Source organism: Halomonas profundus, assembly GCF_020865425.1.
In the GTDB taxonomy this organism is placed as follows: Bacteria; Pseudomonadota; Gammaproteobacteria; order Pseudomonadales; family Halomonadaceae; genus Vreelandella; species Vreelandella titanicae.
The window spans coordinates 3186534-3204403 of sequence record NZ_CP086344.1 but is presented as its reverse complement, the minus strand read 5'-3'; the positions used below and the strand labels follow the sequence as shown (position 1 = coordinate 3204403).

Genomic DNA, 17870 nt, shown 5'->3' with positions numbered 1-17870 from the left:
AGCGTACTTGTTACCCTTCGTCGCGAGGCGTTTCGGGTAGCGGTGAATGGGGGAGGGTTGAGTTGGAGCCTTGATCCGCCTGTAGCTCGGTAGGTGGAAGGCGCGAGGCTCCCCAGCTCCGATGCAGGAAGTGTCTGACATTTTCCACCTCTTCGCTGGTGACGTCGGCGATGTCAACGCGCTCCAGGGGATCATAGTGGTAAATATACAGCCGCGATGCAAAGCGCTCAAAAGGCAGCGAGGCTTCGCCAAAACGTTCACCATTGCCCGATGTACTCACAATGACGCCATCGCCCCAATCCTGCCCGCTATCATTGTTGGGATTATAGAAGTAAACCCGCATAACATCAGAGGGGTCGAGAGAGGCCCGCAAAATAGTAATCGCGTGCCAGCCGATAAAACGCGCCGCGCTATCGGTGACCGCAATGCCCGCTGGCTGAGGGTGAATCAGCGGCTGGTTGCCATTGTAATAAGGGTGATAGTAAGCGAAGAAGTGGCGTATAAAGTCGTCCACATCGCTTAGTTGACCGGTGGCAACGTCGACATTGATGCGAAAGCCGCGGCCAGACCACCAGCCGTGAAATTCAGGGTTCACCCAGCGGTGAGGGTCACCTTCACGGCCAATGCAGCGCCGGCCCATTTCGGCATAAATTCGATCCAAGTGCGGCACGACAATCAGCGAAACCGGGTCGAGATCGATGGGTAACTGGGTCGCCACACCTGAGAGACTCGCCATTGATGAAATGGCTTGTCCTTCAAAATGCATAATGATTTCGTCATCCCGGGCAGCCCAGGCCACCATCTGCAGCAGGTAATCTGGGTCGTTATAGGCCCACATGGAGAGTGCCCGTGCCGACTGGCAGGTAGGGTTGTTGCCCTGACCAACGCCTAGCGGTAATCCCAGCATGCAGAGTACGCCCTCTATCAAGCGTGCCCGGGGAGAAACAGTGTCGCCATAGGCCATGGAGAGTCGCGACTGTGCCCACTCTGATAGCGGTAGATTAAGCTGACGCCACATTGCCGGTGCTACCGGCGGCTGATAGAGAATGCCGCGTTCAAGCATCAGCGCCAGGCCGTAAACCGCTTGAGCGGTAGCAGGGTAAACGCCGCCACGAATTAGCGCTTGAACAAGCTCGCGGTAGCAGAGCAGGCAGTCGCGGCCGGTAGATGAAAGGCCCAGTGCTTCGGAGAGTAAGTGATCCCCCTCTTCGAGTAGATGACGCAGTAATACGGCGTGATATGGCGATACCAGGCCGGTGTCGTGCATCGCCCGGGCGAAACCGGTGGATTCAGCCTGCAAAGCAGCCTGATCCATACGTTCTAACCGATCACGGTAAACGTCGACCCCAGGGTCTTCACGACAGGCTTGAGTTGGGCCATAAAGCGAACTCACCAGGCGGTCGGCGCCCTGGCCGCTGGCGCCAAGATCAATTTCCGGGTTGGCCTGACACAGCGCAATTTGGGTGATCATCTGTTTGATCGAATCAACCTGAATAGGGCGCTGTTTTAAAATGCGCCAAATCTCATCGATCAGGCGATCAACAATGTGCTCGTAGCCGATGCGCTCGGCTAAATGCTGGAAAAGCTGGCGGGGAATAGTGGCCAGGCGCCCCTGGGTTTCCCGCTCCGCTTCGCTGGGCGGTAAAAACAGTAGCCACAAATTGATCGCCATTACCTGAGTCAGGTAATGGTGAGCATGCTCTGCGGACACCAGTGGATGCTCAAAATTGCCTTTAGCCACAGCTAGGAGCCGAAGCTCGCTTAGCGCCTCAATGACGACAACATTGGCATCCGCGCTTTTCAGCGAGAAGGTTGTCAGAGTCGGCACCAAATATTGGGGTGTTTCCCAATCGGAGCCCAAAAATACACCGGAGTCCTCAAACGCTTGCGCGCGGGTCTCCAGTGCTGCACAACCGCCGTCCTGAAGCAGTACTCGACGCGCAGTGTCCATCACACGCGGCAGCTTGGCGGGTTTTGAGAAGGCGGGCGCCTGGGTAAGCAGGCGAACGGCGTCATCAAATTTGCTCAACAATCCATTGAGCTTGCTATCTTCTTGAGAAGACGTCACTTGATCTGTCTCCACGGTGACTCCTTATCCCAGCGTTAGCGGGGATTATACATAGAAGTCGAGGTCTTCTTGGCGTTTTAGCAGATCGCGAATCGTATGCGCATCCTCGCCTTTGAAGTAGACCAGACCCCAATGGGTACCAAACGCGGTGCGTTTAGTAACGGTTTCTTCTACTGGTGAGGTTAGCTCATGAGACTCGAAGTAGGGGTGATCTTCGGTCTCTTCGGGAATTTCCAAGCGGCTGACCACACGACGGCGGGGGTAAACGCCAAAGCAACCGGCAAAGCCATCGGCATCGACCACTTCTTTCGGAAAGAACGTGGCCACTTCTTCTTTCGTGGTTTTCGGGTCGAACACCAGCATGGAAGCCTGGTAAGCATTGAAGCCGTAAACACGCTCTAGCAGCTCGAATACCTTGAAGCCGGGCGGACGGTAAGCTACTTCGCCAAAGTACATCTCACCATCGCTGGTGACAAAGTATTCCGGATGGATCAAGCCAAACTCAATGTCGAACGCTTTAATTAACTTCTCGATCTGTTGGGTGATCTGCTCGCGGTAAATCTCAAGTTCAGGCGATGCGGGCACAAACACTGAGTAACCCAGCGTCACGTACTCTGAGATGTTCAAGAAAGCGATTTTGCCATCGTGAACCCATGCTTCAACGGCAAATTCCCAGCCATCCAGGTGCGATTCCATCAGTACCGGGAACTCTTCTTCCGGGATGGTATCGACTTCATCTGGGGTACGAATAACGCGATGACCAAGACAGCCTGCTTTATCAAACGCTTTAAGGTGAATCGGGTCGTTGGGGTCGCCGTCCAGCTTAAGCAGTGTCTGGTTAACGCGCTTTAGGAAGCGCACGACATCTTCTTTATCGTGGGCTTCTTCAAAAATACCCACACGGATGCCGCCGAGTTGGGCGCGACGCTTCATCAACGCTTTATCGCGTAGCAGCAACGACTGACCGTAAAGGCGCGGGTTATCCAGTAGCACAGAGTTGATGGCCCCGGCCCATTCAACGGTCTCTTCGTAGAGCGGAATGGCGACATCGACGCCTTTCTCTTTAAGCGTCTCGGCAATTTCCATCGAGCGGTCATTGAGTCGCTCGAAATTCCAAGGCACGTAGGGAATGTCGTGTTTTTGGCAATACTCTTCCGCCCAATCAGGTGCAACGACAATGTAGCGACGGTCAAAATTTTCGGCCGCTTCAATCGCATTGAGGCTCCAGCCTAACAGAGCGATATAGCCCTTATTTGGATCCTTCTGCATGTTGATGACTCCTACTTGGTGAAAAAATATTATTGCTAAACCACGCTAGCTACCATACATGAGAGGCGCATGCCCGGCTAATGAGCGCTTTGTCCGTCGTATTAACGCTAAGCTTGCTAAGGGTTAAGCCTAAAGGCGCGGCGATGGGAATATGGTAAGCTAGGCGGTTCAACTTTTAATGTACGAATGGCAAGAGGATTAGGCCAAGATGGCGGCCAAGCCGATCTACCGTGTGGTGGTCCACCAGCAGGGTGAAATTTGGGATTTATACGTCCGAGAAATCTTTCAAAGCGAACTCTGGGGCTTTATTGAAGTCGAGGAGTTTGTCTTTGACGATGCTTCACGGGTAGTGGTTGACCCTGCAACTGAAAAATTGCAACGAACCTTCGATGGCGTCAAGCGTAGCTACCTACCGTTAAATGCGATTGTGCGTATTGATGAAGTAGAGCGCGAAGGACCATTGAAAGCGGTCAAAACCGATACTCGGGTAGCGGAGTTCCCCCGTCCCTTTCCGTTGCCCCCGCGCGGAGAAGGGTAAGCGTATGAGACAAGCGCACCGCTAAGTTAGGCGATAAGCGCTGTTGGCTTCGTCCGCCTTGCAGCGTTTTTAATCAGGACATGATGTCATGCTAGTAAATAGAACTCGTTATCGAAATTACGCCGCTGCGGCTGGCATTTTACTCAGTGTTACCAGCCTCAATGCCACTGCCCAATCTGCTAACCAAGCCTGGGTGACCGATGAACTGAGCACCTATGTGCGCAGCGGCCCAACTGATGGTTACCGCATTATTGGCACGCTCAACGCAGGCGAGCAGGTAGAGGTGCTGGAAACCAGCGGTGACTACACCCGAGTGCGCAACAGTGATGGCAATGCGGTCTGGGTGTTGAGCAATGAGCTTCAAGAAACACCCAGTGCGGTTGAACAGCTACCTGCGTTAGAAGCCCAGGTAGAGGAACTTACCGCCGAGCTTGAGGGTATCAATGAAACCTGGGAACAGCGTACGGCCTCAATGACTGAGACTCTAGAGTTGCGTGAGAGTCGCATTGCCGAGCTTGAGGCCAGCAACCAAGAGCTGGATGCGCAAGCGGAGCAGTCCCGCCGGCAAGTTAGGGCGCTCCAAGCGCGGCTGGAAACCCAGGAAGAAGACCTGCTGATGCGTTACTTCATGTATGGCGGCGGTGTGGCTGGCGCAGGTTTGTTGGTGGGCCTGATTGTGCCGCACCTACCGCGGCGGCGTAAAAAGCGTGACCGCTGGTTTTAACGGTGCGATAAGCCTCCTCTTCGATAGTGCAATCGACTTCACGGTGGCCAAATAATGAGCGATCAATGGCGCAAGCGCTGGCAAGAAGGGCGTATAGGCTTTCACCTGCAGCAGGCACACCCGGCGTTGCTGCGTCATTGGGCGTCGCTCGGCGTTGCTAAAGGCACCAAGGTATTGGTGCCGCTGTGCGGTAAAAGCCTTGATATGCGCTGGTTGGCAGACGAGGGTTATCCCGTTCTGGGAATTGAGTTTGCCCCGGAAGCCATTGAGCAGTTTTTGGCTCAGCGCAGCACATCGGTATCCCGCTACCGTCAGGCAGATTTTACGATTTCCCGCCAAGGCAGCGTGGAGCTATGGTGCGGGGACTTTTTTCACCTGCATATCCAGCAAGCCGCCGAGATCGGGGCGTTTTATGATCGCGCCTCGCTGATAGCGTTGCCACCTGCAACAAGGCAGCGCTATGCGTTTCACCTTGCTCAGTTGGTGCCGCCTGGTGCCAAGGGGTTGCTGATTAGTTTGTCGCATCCTGAGGGCAGTGCTGGGCCGCCTTATAGCGTGCCCAACAGCGAAATCGAAAGCCTGTTCACCCCCAACTTCATACTGACGTTTCTGGAACAGGGCAGCCCCGATGAGCGTGGCCGAACGGAAAGCGTATGGGCACTTGAACGACGCGGGCCGCGGCTCTAGGAGTAAAGAGGCGCAGCCCGAGTCAGAGGTGTTTCTATAAAGGGTAATCTTAGCGTGCGAGTAAATTGGCCAGTTCTGGATCGCTAAAGGCGCGGTTCATGCCATCGCTAAGTAGGTCGCTAAGCATCCGTGCGTTGCTGTCGGCATCGGGCTTAAGGGCGTAGCCCTGGGTACGGCGCGAGGTGTAGGTGCCCGTATAGGTAGTGCCCTTGTTTTTAGCAATAGCGCGGAAAACGCCTTCAAGACGTGCTTCATCTACCAGTGGCTGGCCGCTGTCGCCACGGGCGTAGTGCAGGCTGGCAAGTTCCAGGGTTAAGCTCGGGCGGCCTTCGGCCTGCTCGGTGGTGGGGCTAAAGCCCATATCGCGTACCGCGCGCTCAGCTTCTTCTTGGAGACGGGGAATTAACTCGTGGCTGCTCACGGTAATGTGCGCCGTCGACATACCACCACCTGCTCGATTGCCAATAATGTCGCTCTCGCGTCCATCCTGGGCAATCACAGTTACCTGCTGGCCTGAGCCAACTTGCGGCACCTGGGTACTGCGTTCAGGGCTGAGCTGTAAGTATTGGGGGCTTGCGCAACCAGCAAGCCATGCACTGGCAAGTAGTACACCCGAAATCCGTAAAAAGTGACGCCGAAGCATGGTCTTCCTCCGCTATGGCTAAAATGCCAGTATAACGCGGGTAGCGCGTTGGCGGTATGTTCTGGCGATGTGGCTTTGCTCAATCACTTCTGATGTCTCACTGTATATTGCCTTTGCACACCGTTGTGAATGCGAAAGCAGTGAAACAAGCTAGCTCGTTAGGCTGTTTTTTTGAGGATCGGGACTCACGATTAGCCAAACGGAAAGTAAAACGATCAAAGAGCCAAGTAAGAATCCGCTGGAAATCGTTTCATCAAGGATTAAAAAGCCCCATAACACAGCGAAGGGTGGCACCAAGAATGTAACGGTGAGCGACCGTAACGGCCCAATGTCGGCAATCAATCTAAAATAAAGGATATAAGCGAGGGAGGTGCATAAAAAGCCGACTGCGAACAGGCTGATCCACACATCACCTTGAAGCCAGTCGATACTGGGGCCAGATGAAATATTCCAAAGCAAAAAAGGGCTGAGAAAAGCGGTAGCGCCTATTTGACTGCCAAACGCAACCAGCGTTGAATCCAGGCCACCCTGTTGGGTTATCCACTTGCGGGTAAGAAAGCCAGCAAAGCCGTAACCAATAGTGGCTATCATGCAGGCAGCCACGCCAATATAGATGTTGCCAACGATACTTGAGTCACCCACAGTGGTGATAACAGTGATGCCAACAATTCCTAGCGTTACGCCCAGCCATTTTTTTATAGTTAAACTCTCGCTAAAGATAAAAAAGCCAATCATGGCACCTGTTAAAGGCGTTGTCGCATTTAGAATCGCTGAATAGCCAGTAGGTAGTAGTGTTGCTGCTATGCTGTACATAAGAAATGGGATGCCTGAATTTATAGCACCCAAAATCAAAATTTTGCCTAGTTTGCCTCTGAACGCCAGGCTTTTACGTATGATAACGATGATAAAAGCCAAACCAATGAGGCCAAAAAAGACTCTAAAAAATGCTGTGTTGATTGGGCCTATCGCCGGTGAGGCGATTCTCATAAAAAGGAAGCTTGCTCCCCAGATAGCGGCTAGCGACAGCAGTCGTATATAGTCTATTGCTCTCATTTTATGTCCCTTTTCAAGATTTTCTCTTAGCCTCAAGCCGCTAAGTGATGGTTGGCTTTTTTAAGTTTTTTATCTGGAGTGGTCAGGGTGTTTCTTGGTTTTTTACTCCATGGCAATGCAGTATTGGCTTTTGATAGCATCGAAAAAACCCGTTTCTTGCTCTTGTTACGTGTTTTTAAACCGGAATGTGAAGGCTTATGGTTTGAGGCGTCGGGGTTGGCTTCGTGCCACGGGGCGGCTGGCGCCGCTTTCCGCGGCTTCGGGCATTAGAGGGGTGAAAATGGATCTGTTTGAAAACGACGATATGAAGTTGATTAATCTGCTTCCAAGGGATGGTGAGGTTTACTACCACGGTAAAGTCTTGGATACAGTTACCGCCGATATGTATCTGGATAAGTGCCTAAGCGAATTAACCTGGGAGCATGATCGTGCGTTTATTTACGGCAAAGAGATCGTTACAAAGAGGAAAATAGCCTGGTATGCGGATAAGCCGGTTTCCTATACATACTCAGGATATGCAAAGATGGCGTTAGTATGGCCTGATTTTTTACGAGAGATTAAGCAGGTGGTGGAGAGCCACTGCGGGGAGATGTTTAATTCGTGTCTGGGTAATTTTTATAGCTCAGGCGATGAAGGCATGAGCTGGCACAGTGACGCCGAAAAAGACCTTGTTGAGAGTGGATCAATCGGGGCGTTGAGCCTAGGCGGCGCAAGGAAATTCTCGTTTAAGCATAAGCCAACAGGGGAGAGCGTGTCGCTTAATTTAGAGCACGGCAGTCTGTTAATTATGAAAGGTACTACACAACAAAACTGGCTACATAGTCTGCCTAAAACCAAGAAAGATGTTGAGCCGCGGGTGAGCCTGACCTTTAGGCAAATGCGTTTTTGAGCTAATGCGATGAAACGTCAACGCTAGCTGCTCCATTTAGGGCAGCTAGCGCTTCCGCAGCGTTATGCCACGCGGCTTTGCTCCGTCGCTTTCGACTCTGCTTTGGGGAAGCGTCGCCAGTGGCGGGGGTGGGCGAATAAGCGTTGCCCGCGGCGTAGCGCCAAGTGCTCAAAGTCAGTATGGCGCACGGTAGCAAGCCAAGGCTGGGCGAGCCAATCCGCCTCTAGCTCCACGCGCACTTCTGCGCCCACCGGTGAGATCGCCGTGATAGTGACCGGTAGATGGCTCTCAGAGGTGGGTTGCTCGGTTAGCCGCACTTCATGGGGGCGTAGCAGCAGCTCTTCATGGCCATCGGGTAGATCCACGTGCCAATAGGCGTCGCCACAGGTGAGTACGCCGTTGGTCACTTTGCCTTCCAGGTGGTTTACATCGCCTAAAAACTCAAACACAAAGCGGTTTTTGGGCTCCCGGTAGAGCTCATCGGGAGTATCAATTTGCTCAATACGGCCGTTACTCATGACTACGACGCGGTCGGAAAGCTCCAGCGCCTCTTCCTGGTCGTGGGTGACAAAGACGCTGGTGAAATTGAACTCGTCATGCAGGTGGCGCAGCCAGCGGCGTAACTCTTGGCGCACTTTGGCATCAAGTGCGCCAAAAGGCTCGTCCAACAGCAGTACTTCCGGTTCCACTGCCAAGGCGCGGGCTAGCGATACTCGCTGCTGCTGGCCGCCGGAAAGCTGAGCAGGGTAGCGGTTGGCGAGGTGCTCCAGCTTGACCATTTCAAGTAGCCTAAACACCCGGGCGCGAATCTCACCGCTGCTGGGGCGGCGTTTACGCGACAACACGGTCAGGCCAAAGGCCACGTTGTCGTAGACGCTCATATGGCGAAACAGCGCGTAGTGCTGGAAAACAAAGCCAATTCGCCGGTCGCGCACATGTACATTGGTCACGTCGCGGTCGCCAAACAAAATCTTGCTGGGTTGTGCGGTGCGGTCGGCATTTTCCAAGCCGGCAATAATCCGCAGCAGCGTCGTTTTGCCCGAGCCCGAAGGGCCAAGCAGGCCGACCAGCTCGCCTGCGTGAATATCCAGGTTGATCGGCTCTAACGCCTGGGTAGTGCCGAAGTGCTTAGCGATGTTGTGTAAGTGAATGCTCATGCAAATGCCTCCCGGCGCGCTGCGCGCCATTCCAGCCCGGCCTTGGCGGCGAGCGTTAGTAGGGCAATAAAGGCGAGTAGCGCCGCGCAGGCAAACGCCCCTACGGCATTATAATCCTGATAAAGCTGCTCAAGGTGCAGTGGTAGCGTATTGGTCTTGCCGCGTATAGCGCCGGAAACCACTGAAACAGCCCCAAATTCCCCCACCGCACGGGCGTTGGTAAGGATAACGCCGTACAGCAGTGCCCAGCGGATGTTGGGCAGTGTGACACGACGGAAGGTCGTCCAGCCGGTAGCGCCAAGCGTCACGGCTGCTTCTTCTTCACGGGAGCCTTGGGCCTGCATCAACGGGATCAGTTCCCGGGCCACAAAGGGGCAGGTAACAAAAATAGTCACCATGAGGATGCCCGGCCAAGAAAACATCAGCTGAATATCATGGCCGTCCAGCCAAGTGCCGATCCAGCCGTTGCGGCCATACAGCAGCAAGTAAATCAGACCCGCGACAACGGGAGAGACCGCAAAGGGGATATCGATCAACGTTTGCAGAATGCGCCGCCCAGGAAAGCTGAACCGCGTGACCAGCCACGCCAGGGCAACGCCAAATACCAGGCACACGGGAATGGTTAGTAGCGCAATCATCAGCGTCAGACCAATCGCGTGCAGGGTGAAGGTGTTACTGACATTCGACCAGAAAACCATAACGCCCTGGGAGAATGCCTGAGCAAAAATGGCCACCAGCGGCAGCAGTAAAAACAGTGCTGACAGCACCAGAGCGGCACCTATCAGCAGGCGCCGGATAAGTGGCGCATCACCAATTCGACGCATTACCCCTTACCTCCATGCAGACGGCGCACAAAGCGGCCCTGCCAAATATTAATTGCCAGTAGCAGCGCCAACGAGACAAACAGCACCACTGAAGCAATCGCCGAGGCCCCTGCATAGTCATACTCTTGCAGCTTGACGAAAATCATCAGTGCGGTGATTTCCGTTTCATAAGGCATATTACCGGCGATAAAAATGATCGCTCCGAACTCGCCTAGCGAACGAACAAACGCCAGCCCCGTGCCGGTCACCAAGGCAGGCCAGATATGCGGCAAGATCACGCGGCGAAAGGCCACGCCGTCGGTAGCACCCAATGACATAGCGGCTTCATCGACTTCCACTGGCATATCTTCCAGCACCGGCTGCACCGTGCGCACCACAAACGGGATGCTGGTAAAGGCCATGGCCAGGGCGATGCCCACCCAGGTATAAGCGACTTGAAACCCTAGCGGCTCCAGCAATCCACCCATCCAGCCGCTACTGGCATAAAGGGTTGCCAACGTAATGCCTGCCACTGCGGTGGGTAGCGCGAAGGGGAGGTCCATTAAGGCATCGAGTAAGCGCTTGCCAGGGAACTCGTAGCGAACTAACACCCACGCCAGCAATAAGCCAAATATGGCGTTGATAATCGCTGCAACGGCTGCCGCGCCAATGGTGACCATATAGCTGGCAACCACGCGTCCTTCGGTGATGATCGCCCAGTATTGGGCAAAACTAAGCTCCGCTAACTGACCGAACAGGCCCGTAATAGGGAGTAGTAGCACCAGCGAGATAAACAGCACGCTGATACCCATAGAAAGGCCAAAACCCGGCAGCACACGAGTACTGCCGGTTCGCCAGGAGGCAAGTTGACTCATAGTTCAGGCTGGCTCATGAGTGAATATTAGCGGCGCTGCAACTGGTCGAGAAGGCCACCACCCTCAAAGTGGGTCTCCATGGCTTCATCCCAGCTACCAAACACTTCATCTACTTCAAGCAGTTCGGTTTCCGGGAACTGGTCGGCGAACTCTTCGACCACGGCTTCGTTATGCACTCGGTAGTTGAAGCCTGCCAGTAGGCGTTGAGTTTCTTCTGTGTAGAGGTACTCAAGATAGCTCTGGGCCAAATCGCTGTTACCGTTGCGCTCTGCGTTTTCACCAACAACGGCAACGGGGAACTCTGCCAGAATGCTAACGGGTGGCACGATTACTTCGTAGTCGTCACTGCCATACTCTTTGCGAATGTTGTTGACTTCAGACTCGAAACTAATCAGTACATCGCCAATTTCACGCTCGATAAAGCTGGTGGTTGCGCCACGACCGCCGGTATCAAACACCGCTACGTTGGCTAAGAAGGTGCGCATGAACTCTTCGATTTGCTCTTCATCGCCATCGAACTCGTTCTCGGCAAAGCCCCAGGCGGCTAAGTAAGTATAACGACCGTTACCCGAGGTTTTCGGGTTGGGGAAGACCATCTGTACATCTTCTTTGACTAAGTCGTCCCAGCTCTCAATTCCTTTAGGGTTGCCTTTACGCACTAGGAAGGCGGTGGTGGAGTAGTAGGGAGAGGCATTGTTCTCAAACGCATCCTGCCAATCTTCGGCCACCAGCCCAGCATCGGCAAGTACCTGCACGTCGGTCACCTGGTTAAAGGTCACCACATCGGCACGTAAACCCTGAAGGATGGCACGGGCTTGTGCGGAAGAGCCGCCGTGAGACTGGCTAATGGCAATCTCTTCACCGTGTTCCTCCTGCCACCAAGCTTGAAACTCAGGGTTGATCGCAGCAAACAGCTCGCGAGCGATATCGTAAGACGAGTTGAGTAGTTCACGCTCTTGGGCGGCGGCGGTTCCACTTACCGTAACGCCTAATGCAATGGCAATCAGGCTGCGGCGGAAAATTGTTGGCAGTGCCATAGAGAAACTCCTTAAAAACAGTAAGCGCTTAGTATCGCGATATTGGCAAGGTTAAATCTATCAATGTGGAATTACAATCATGCTTTATATTCTATTTAAGAATATGTGTGTGATGAGATGCGCGACGCGGATACGTGGTTCTGTTAAGCGGCTCTGATAAGATAGCAGCCTGGCTTTGCTCTCTTGCCTGCACACTCGCGGGTATATCGAGTGTCTACACTTCGTCTACTGATTGATAAGCAGGAATGGAATATGACCGCTGCGCAGGATTTCTTGATTGCCCCCTCTATTTTATCGGCTGACTTTGCCAGGCTGGGTGAGGAGGTGGATAACGTGCTGGCTGCAGGCGCGGATGTGGTGCACTTCGACGTCATGGATAATCACTATGTGCCCAACCTGACCATTGGGCCCATGGTGTGTAAGGCGCTGCGTAAGCATGGCGTCACGGCGCCCATCGACGTGCATCTAATGGTTAAACCGGTAGACCGCATGATCAGCGACTTTATTGAGGCGGGCGCCAGCTATATCACCTTTCACCCGGAAGCGTCTGAGCACGTTGATCGCTCGCTGCAGCTGATCCGTGATGGTGGCTGTAAAGCCGGCCTGGTATTTAATCCGGCCACGCCGCTCTCCTATCTCGACTATGTGATGGATAAAGTCGATATGGTGCTGCTGATGAGCGTCAACCCAGGTTTTGGTGGGCAATCCTTTATCCCCGGCACGCTGGACAAGCTGCGCGAAGCACGGGCGCGCATTGATGCCTCAAAATTTGATATGCGCTTGGAAATCGACGGTGGGGTGAAAGTGGATAACATCGCCGAGATCGCCGCAGCAGGCGCCGATACCTTTGTGGCGGGATCCGCCATTTTCAGCGCCTACCAAGCCAGCGACCCGCACGGCTATGACGCGGTGATCAAGCAGATGCGAGCGGCGCTGGCCAAGTAAAAAGTCAGTGTCGAGTGTCGTTTAGTGCAATTTCATGCGCGGTTTTAAGTAACGATTAAGCTTATCGACCAGCCAGGCCAGCCCCGTTTTCGGCGCCCCATGAATAGAGAGCTGGTGCATGCGGTAGAGCGATGCATAGGCTTGGCGAGCCAGCCAGCCCTCTAAAAACAGGCCGCGGGAGGCGGAGCTTCGCATCAAATTACCTACCGCATCGTAGCGGGCCAGCGATACCAGTGAGCCGTGATCGCGATAGCGGAAATCGGCTAGCGGTTTGCCTTCCAGTTTATTGACCAGATTTTTGGCGAGCAGCTTAGCCTGCTGGTGAGCCGCCTGGGCGCGAGGAGGCACCGTGCCGCTTTCACCCATCGGGCAACTGGCGCAGTCGCCTAGAGCAAAAATTTTCTCATCATCGACGCTTTGTAGGGTGCTTTTTACTTCAATTTGGTTTTTCTTATTCGTTGTCAGGCCTAGCTCCGCCAAAAACGGCGGCGCTTTGATACCTGCTGCCCACACGTTGATATCGGTCTTGATCACTTCATCGTCACCGGTGATCAACTGATGCGCCTGAGCTTCTTTAACGGCGGTATCGGTATGGACGGTTACGCCCATGCTCTCAAGCTCTGTTTTGACAGTTTGGCTGACCCGCTCGGAAAGCCCTGGAAGCAAGCGCGGCGCCGCTTCCAGTAGGTGTACGCTGATTTGCTGGTGATCAACGGACGTCACCCCATAGGCATTGAGCATGCGCGAAGCGTCAAATAATTCGGCCGCAAGCTCTACCCCTGTTGCACCGCCGCCGACGATACCAATGGTTAACTGAGTATGTTGGCGTAGGTTGGGGTCGGTATAGCGCAGAAAGGTGTTGATCATATCGCGCTGGAACGCCTTGGCCTGCTCGGGCGAATCAATAAAGTGGCAGTGCTCCGCCACGCCGGGCGTGCCGAAATCGTTGGAAACGCTGCCTATGGCCATGACCAGATAGTCATAGGCAAGCTCGCGGGCGGGTAGTACCTCTTGCCCATCTTCATCATGAATCGGCGCTAATTGCAGCGTCTGTTGCTCGCGATTAATGCCGGTTAGCGAACCGCGCTGATAACGGTAGAAGTGAGCCGATGAATGCCCGCGAAGATCCACCTCGTCCATACTGGAGTTCAGTACGCCGGTGGCCAGTTCGTGGAGCAGCGGTTTCCATACGTGGGTGGTATTGCGATCCAGCAGCACAATTTCTGCGCGTTTGCGCTTACCCAAGGTGCGGCCTAATCGTGTGGCAAGGGCTAAGCCGCCAGCACCGGCGCCGACAATCACGATTCTGGGAGTGGGCATATCACTACCTCCTTAACTAAATTAGCCCCAGCATAGAAGGTTCTGATGCGTCTGACTAATGCGAACGTTTGCTTTGAGCAGGTAAAATGGTTTTTAAATCAAAATGGGGCAGAGCGCATTGAAAATACATCCAAGCCACTACTCAGAACGACACCCAGTGCTACAGGGAAAACGGCTAATTGCCTTCGACTTGGACGGAACGCTGATCGATTCAGTGCCCGACCTGGCCGCTGCCGTGGCACGCACGTTAAGCGAGCTGGATTTACCCGAGCCGAATGAGACAAAGGTGCGGGATTGGGTGGGCAATGGCGCGCCGGTATTAGTGGAAAGAGCCCTGACCTGGGCGTTAAAAGCGGCGCCTGAGCCAGCGCTTCTTGAGCGCGGTTATGATGTGTTTATGGCGCACTACGGCGCTGCACCCAATACCCTGACAACGCTCTACCCGGGAGTAAAGCCAGCCCTAGAGGCGCTGCACCAGCAAGGTTTGACCCTGGTGCTGATTACCAATAAACCCGAACGCTTCATTGAGCCGCTGTTAAATCACTTCGAGCTGCTGAACTATTTTACCCTATGGCTCGGCGGTGATTCTTTGGCCGAAAAGAAGCCCCACCCATTGCCGCTACTTCACGCTGCGCACCATTGCCAAATACCGCCAGCTGACTGTGTGATGGTCGGCGATTCACGTCACGATATGGCGGCTGGAAAGGCGGCAGGCTTTACTACTCTGGCGCTGCCCTATGGTTATAACCATGGGGAGCCGATAGAGAATAGCCATCCCGACCTAGTGCTCAGTTCGTTAACTGAATTGCTGTTGAAAGCACCTCGACCCACAAAGGGCATTGACTAGGCTTGGTCGGTCGCTTACTTACTCGGCCGTGGCGCCCCCTAGCGCGGTATGCATCACTTCAGCGTTATGGCGCAGCATGTCCGCGTAGTTGGCAGCGGGGCCATCTTCACCGCTCAGCGAGTCGACATACAGCGGACCTGCTAGGGGCAGTGAAGCCTCCCGGGACAGGGCGTCCATATGGATACTAGGTGTAGTGCTTTCAAAAAACAGCGCAGGGGGGCGTTTCTCGGCAAGCTGTTCGCTGATCTTGGCCATTGCCTGGGCGCTGCCTTGAGTCTCATGGTTAACCCCCCACACCCCTTGGGCATCAAAGGCGTAGGCGCGGGCAAAATAACCAAAACCTGCCTCACTGGTTAGTAATGTGCGGTTAGTTTGTGGGATACCTTCAAGCCGCTCTTTTACCGCTTGGTTAAGATTGTTCAGCGCCCTGCGTGCCTCGTCAGCGCGGGCATAAAACGCATCGGCTTGCTCGGGTAGATGCTCGGCCAGGGTCTCAGCAATGACATCGATGTAGGCTGCAGCGCCCTCTGGATCCATCCACATATGCGGGTCTGGCTCGCCTTTATACTGTCCGGTGGAAATCGTCAGTGGCGTATAGTCGGCCTTTTTAGCCACTTCCACTAGCGTTAGCTGGTCGTCAGACATCGCCTCAACATGGCGTATCCAAGGCTCTAGTCCAAGCCCGTTATAAAACACAATATGCGTCTCTTCTAACGCCAGTACGTTGGGTGGGGTTAGCTCCCAGCGGTGAACATCTTCTCCCCGTGGCACAATGACATTGACGCTGACAGTGTCACCCGCCACTCGTTTGACCAGCTCCTCCATGACTGAAAAGGAGGCAATTACGCGCAGCGTTGTGTTGGCATAAGCTGGCGCAGCGCTTATCAGCGCGACGAATAAGAGCGCCCACACCCAGGTAAACCACTTTGACATCCCACGCTCCTAACTGGCTAAAAAAACTATCGAAAAAGACGGCAGATAATAAAGACTGCGGTGGCCCGTTGCCAGTTCCACTGCAATGCGAGGCCGCAAGAAGTATTACCCAAGGGAGGATTCCCTCAAGTGAAAAGTGCCACTATGCTGAATAGTATTACACTCCTAAGCATAGCGTGCCTTATGACTGGCTGAACGGTTTCTTATTCGCGGCATCGGTGTGGCATCCCCAAAGCTGTGATTTATCGCCCATAGCGCTGGTGGTCTAAAGGGGAGGGGGCTGGTTGACACTTAACCCCTGCAAGGGAGTGCTCGGTTGCGGTATCATCACTCCATTAACGGTTTAATCTGTGGTCGAAATGACACAACGGAGTAAGTGGGGCAATGGCGCAAGCTCAGTCGGTGCATAAACAGCCATCACAGGAACAGTCAGCGCAAAAAGTGGTGATGCTGGACAATTATGACAGTTTCACGTTCAACATTGTCCAGTACCTGGGTGAGCTTGGTGCCGAAGTCATCACTCACCTCAATGACGAAATCACCATTGAGCAGATCGAAATGCTGGCGCCGACACACCTGGTGGTATCGCCTGGGCCCTGCACGCCCAACGAGGCGGGCATATCCATGACCGCCATCAAACACTTTGCAGGCAAGCTGCCTATTTTAGGCGTTTGCCTGGGCCATCAGGCGATTGGCCAAGTGTATGGTGGCAAGGTCGTGCACGCGCCACAGGTGATGCATGGTAAAACCTCCGCTGTGCTGCATGCTAACCAAGGCGTGTTTGAAGGGCTGGATAACCCGGTTGAGGTTACCCGCTATCACTCCCTGGTGGTCGATAAAGCGAGCCTGCCCGACTGTTTACAAATCACTGCCTGGACAGGTGATGACGACGTAACCCCCGGTTTAGTCATGGGGTTTCGTCACCGCGAGTTGGATATTGAAGGGGTGCAGTTTCACCCCGAGTCGATTCTTACCCGCCAAGGCCATGAGCTGTTGGCCAACTTTTTAAAACGCGGCTGATAGCCGGTTTCACACGCTTTTAGGGGCCCCTCTGCTCATGCAAATGCGAGATGCGATTAATGCGGTGATGCGCCGCGAAGACCTCTCTTTCGATGCCATGCACGCTTTGATGCGTCAGATCATGACCGGCGATGCAAGCGATGCACAAATTGGTGGCCTGTTAGTAGGCCTCGCCATGAAAGGTGAAAGTGCCGCGGAAATTAGCGCCGCTGCTCAAGTAATGCGCGAGTTGATGAAGCGCGTTGAACTGAGTGCTGAAAACGTTGTGGACATTGTCGGCACCGGTGGCGATGGTGCCAACCTGTTTAACGTTTCCACCGCCGCCAGTTTTGTCGCCGCTGCCGCTGGTGCCCATGTGGCCAAACATGGCAACCGAAGCGTTTCGTCTTCATCGGGTAGTGCGGATCTGTTCGATGTGGCGGGCATCTACCTGGATCTCAAGCCTGACCAGGTAGCGCGCTGTATCGAGCAGGTGGGTGTAGGCTTTATGTTTGCGCCTAATCATCATCCGGCCATGCGCTATGCCATTGGCCCCCGCCGTGAAATGGGCGTGCGCACGCTGTTTAATATTTTGGGCCCGTTGACCAATCCTGCTGGTGCTCCCAATCAGGTACTGGGTGTTTACGCGCCGGAGCTGGTGCCGCTGATGGCGGAAGTGTTGCAAACCTTGGGTAGCCGCCACGTGATGGTCGTTCACTCCGAGGACGGCCTGGATGAGATATCTCTGGCCAGCCCCACCTTGGTAGCCGAGCTTAAAGCGGGTGAGATTACCCAGTACACCATTACACCCGAAGAGCTGGGTATTGAGCGCCAAAGCTTGGCAACGCTGAAAGCCGCCAGCGCCGAAGACAGCCTGCGCTTGGTTAAGGCCGCGCTTTCCGGTGAAGGTGCCGCTGCCGATATGGTCGCGCTAAATGCAGGGGCCGCGCTCTACTGTTCGGGCGTTGCGGATACGTTAAAAGAGGGTGTGATGGTAGCCCAGGACGCGCAAGCTTCTAAACTGCCGCTTGAGAAGCTTAGAGAGCTTTCGCACTTCACCAGCGTTTTTAAACAGTAAGAGAC

18 protein-coding genes are annotated in these 17870 nt (G+C 54.2%); 8 read left to right on the top strand and 10 right to left on the bottom strand.

Features of this window, described 5'->3' with window-relative positions:
• Window positions 1-10 precede the first annotated feature (10 nt).
• Window positions 11-2083 carry a hypothetical protein gene (locus tag LMS44_RS14625; protein ID WP_009287974.1) on the bottom strand — a complete coding sequence of 691 codons (2073 nt, stop codon included), beginning with the start codon at window positions 2081-2083 and terminating at the stop codon, window positions 11-13.
• A 30-nt stretch (window positions 2084-2113) separates the two neighbouring features.
• The gene (locus LMS44_RS14620) at window positions 2114-3337 is read right to left on the bottom strand and encodes an ATP-grasp domain-containing protein (RefSeq protein WP_009287975.1); all 1224 of its coding nucleotides are present in this window, start codon (window positions 3335-3337) and stop codon (window positions 2114-2116) included.
• Window positions 3338-3545: 208 nt separating this feature from the next.
• Here LMS44_RS14620 and LMS44_RS14615 point away from each other — a divergent pair, with 208 nt between their 5' ends.
• The 3 genes from LMS44_RS14615 to LMS44_RS14605 all read left to right on the top strand — a co-directional run bounded on the left by LMS44_RS14615 (window position 3546) and on the right by LMS44_RS14605 (window position 5286).
• A complete protein-coding gene (locus LMS44_RS14615) occupies window positions 3546-3875 on the top strand; it encodes a DUF1820 family protein (RefSeq protein ID WP_022522794.1) in 330 nt (109 codons plus the stop codon).
• Window positions 3876-3963: 88 nt separating this feature from the next.
• Window positions 3964-4599: a TIGR04211 family SH3 domain-containing protein gene (locus LMS44_RS14610; protein ID WP_009287976.1), complete on the top strand. Its 636-nt coding sequence runs from the start codon at window positions 3964-3966 to the stop codon at window positions 4597-4599.
• 54 nt (window positions 4600-4653) lie between these two features.
• Entirely contained in the window at window positions 4654-5286 is a 633-nt protein-coding gene (locus LMS44_RS14605; protein ID WP_009287977.1) for a class I SAM-dependent methyltransferase, read from the top strand.
• Between the two features lie 49 nt (window positions 5287-5335).
• Here the strand turns inward: LMS44_RS14605 and LMS44_RS14600 are convergent, their stop codons facing one another.
• Both LMS44_RS14600 and LMS44_RS14595 read right to left on the bottom strand, forming a co-directional pair.
• Entirely contained in the window at window positions 5336-5929 is a 594-nt protein-coding gene (locus tag LMS44_RS14600; protein ID WP_027958420.1) for a YajG family lipoprotein, read from the bottom strand.
• 150 nt (window positions 5930-6079) lie between these two features.
• Complete coding sequence (locus LMS44_RS14595) at window positions 6080-6982, bottom strand: DMT family transporter (protein ID WP_161463657.1); 903 nt, start codon at window positions 6980-6982, stop codon at window positions 6080-6082.
• Between the two features lie 280 nt (window positions 6983-7262).
• Between LMS44_RS14595 and LMS44_RS14590 the strand changes: the two genes are divergently transcribed.
• A complete protein-coding gene (locus tag LMS44_RS14590; protein WP_141440888.1) occupies window positions 7263-7871 on the top strand; it encodes an alpha-ketoglutarate-dependent dioxygenase AlkB family protein in 609 nt (202 codons plus the stop codon).
• 62 nt (window positions 7872-7933) lie between these two features.
• Here LMS44_RS14590 and LMS44_RS14585 read toward each other — a convergent pair whose 3' ends face one another.
• From LMS44_RS14585 to cysP, 4 genes are read right to left on the bottom strand one after another with little or no spacing between them, the layout of a single operon-like run.
• On the bottom strand, window positions 7934-9028 hold the full coding sequence (locus tag LMS44_RS14585; protein WP_161463656.1) for a sulfate/molybdate ABC transporter ATP-binding protein: 1095 nt from the start codon (window positions 9026-9028) through the stop codon (window positions 7934-7936).
• Entirely contained in the window at window positions 9025-9852 is an 828-nt protein-coding gene (gene cysW / locus LMS44_RS14580; protein ID WP_009287981.1) for a sulfate ABC transporter permease subunit CysW, read from the bottom strand. Before cysW ends, LMS44_RS14585 begins: the two co-directional genes overlap by 4 nt.
• A complete protein-coding gene (cysT, locus tag LMS44_RS14575; RefSeq protein WP_027958424.1) occupies window positions 9852-10706 on the bottom strand; it encodes a sulfate ABC transporter permease subunit CysT in 855 nt (284 codons plus the stop codon). The genes cysW and cysT overlap by 1 nt, the downstream gene beginning before the upstream one ends.
• Window positions 10707-10732: 26 nt before the next feature.
• Window positions 10733-11743, bottom strand: coding sequence for a thiosulfate ABC transporter substrate-binding protein CysP (gene cysP / locus LMS44_RS14570; protein WP_009287983.1), 1011 nt, complete (start codon window positions 11741-11743; stop codon window positions 10733-10735).
• Between the two features lie 252 nt (window positions 11744-11995).
• On the opposite strand from cysP, the gene rpe reads away from it, so the two are divergent.
• Entirely contained in the window at window positions 11996-12688 is a 693-nt protein-coding gene (gene rpe / locus LMS44_RS14565) for a ribulose-phosphate 3-epimerase (protein ID WP_027958425.1), read from the top strand.
• 21 nt (window positions 12689-12709) lie between these two features.
• Here the strand turns inward: rpe and LMS44_RS14560 are convergent, their stop codons facing one another.
• A complete protein-coding gene (locus LMS44_RS14560) occupies window positions 12710-14008 on the bottom strand; it encodes an NAD(P)/FAD-dependent oxidoreductase (RefSeq protein WP_027958426.1) in 1299 nt (432 codons plus the stop codon).
• A 103-nt stretch (window positions 14009-14111) separates the two neighbouring features.
• Here LMS44_RS14560 and LMS44_RS14555 point away from each other — a divergent pair, with 103 nt between their 5' ends.
• Complete coding sequence (locus LMS44_RS14555) at window positions 14112-14855, top strand: phosphoglycolate phosphatase (protein WP_027958427.1); 744 nt, start codon at window positions 14112-14114, stop codon at window positions 14853-14855.
• An 18-nt stretch (window positions 14856-14873) separates the two neighbouring features.
• On the opposite strand, the gene LMS44_RS14550 is transcribed toward LMS44_RS14555, so the two are convergent.
• Complete coding sequence (locus LMS44_RS14550; protein ID WP_009287987.1) at window positions 14874-15788, bottom strand: metal ABC transporter substrate-binding protein; 915 nt, start codon at window positions 15786-15788, stop codon at window positions 14874-14876.
• A gap of 384 nt (window positions 15789-16172) precedes the next feature.
• Here LMS44_RS14550 and LMS44_RS14545 point away from each other — a divergent pair, with 384 nt between their 5' ends.
• Both LMS44_RS14545 and trpD read left to right on the top strand, forming a co-directional pair.
• Window positions 16173-16808 (top strand): anthranilate synthase component II, encoded by a 636-nt coding sequence (locus LMS44_RS14545; RefSeq protein ID WP_009287988.1) that lies wholly within the window; start codon window positions 16173-16175, stop codon window positions 16806-16808.
• A gap of 37 nt (window positions 16809-16845) precedes the next feature.
• Window positions 16846-17865, top strand: coding sequence for an anthranilate phosphoribosyltransferase (trpD, locus tag LMS44_RS14540; RefSeq protein ID WP_027958429.1), 1020 nt, complete (start codon window positions 16846-16848; stop codon window positions 17863-17865).
• Window positions 17866-17870: the final 5 nt, after the last annotated feature.

What these genes read in the sequence shown, in the direction of transcription:
- LMS44_RS14620 (WP_009287975.1), bottom strand. Translation starts at nt 3,337, where the DNA reads ATGCAGAAGGATCCAAATAAGGGCTATATCGCTCTGTTAGGCTGGAGC.
- LMS44_RS14615 (WP_022522794.1), top strand. Translation starts at nt 3,546, where the DNA reads ATGGCGGCCAAGCCGATCTACCGTGTGGTGGTCCACCAGCAGGGTGAA.
- LMS44_RS14610 (WP_009287976.1), top strand. Translation starts at nt 3,964, where the DNA reads ATGCTAGTAAATAGAACTCGTTATCGAAATTACGCCGCTGCGGCTGGC.
- LMS44_RS14605 (WP_009287977.1), top strand. Translation starts at nt 4,654, where the DNA reads ATGAGCGATCAATGGCGCAAGCGCTGGCAAGAAGGGCGTATAGGCTTT.
- LMS44_RS14600 (WP_027958420.1), bottom strand. Translation starts at nt 5,929, where the DNA reads ATGCTTCGGCGTCACTTTTTACGGATTTCGGGTGTACTACTTGCCAGT.
- LMS44_RS14595 (WP_161463657.1), bottom strand. Translation starts at nt 6,982, where the DNA reads ATGAGAGCAATAGACTATATACGACTGCTGTCGCTAGCCGCTATCTGG.
- LMS44_RS14590 (WP_141440888.1), top strand. Translation starts at nt 7,263, where the DNA reads ATGGATCTGTTTGAAAACGACGATATGAAGTTGATTAATCTGCTTCCA.
- LMS44_RS14585 (WP_161463656.1), bottom strand. Translation starts at nt 9,028, where the DNA reads ATGAGCATTCACTTACACAACATCGCTAAGCACTTCGGCACTACCCAG.
- cysW (WP_009287981.1), bottom strand. Translation starts at nt 9,852, where the DNA reads ATGCGTCGAATTGGTGATGCGCCACTTATCCGGCGCCTGCTGATAGGT.
- cysT (WP_027958424.1), bottom strand. Translation starts at nt 10,706, where the DNA reads ATGAGTCAACTTGCCTCCTGGCGAACCGGCAGTACTCGTGTGCTGCCG.
- cysP (WP_009287983.1), bottom strand. Translation starts at nt 11,743, where the DNA reads ATGGCACTGCCAACAATTTTCCGCCGCAGCCTGATTGCCATTGCATTA.
- rpe (WP_027958425.1), top strand. Translation starts at nt 11,996, where the DNA reads ATGACCGCTGCGCAGGATTTCTTGATTGCCCCCTCTATTTTATCGGCT.
- LMS44_RS14560 (WP_027958426.1), bottom strand. Translation starts at nt 14,008, where the DNA reads ATGCCCACTCCCAGAATCGTGATTGTCGGCGCCGGTGCTGGCGGCTTA.
- LMS44_RS14555 (WP_027958427.1), top strand. Translation starts at nt 14,112, where the DNA reads ATGGGGCAGAGCGCATTGAAAATACATCCAAGCCACTACTCAGAACGA.
- LMS44_RS14550 (WP_009287987.1), bottom strand. Translation starts at nt 15,788, where the DNA reads ATGTCAAAGTGGTTTACCTGGGTGTGGGCGCTCTTATTCGTCGCGCTG.
- LMS44_RS14545 (WP_009287988.1), top strand. Translation starts at nt 16,173, where the DNA reads ATGGCGCAAGCTCAGTCGGTGCATAAACAGCCATCACAGGAACAGTCA.
- trpD (WP_027958429.1), top strand. Translation starts at nt 16,846, where the DNA reads ATGCAAATGCGAGATGCGATTAATGCGGTGATGCGCCGCGAAGACCTC.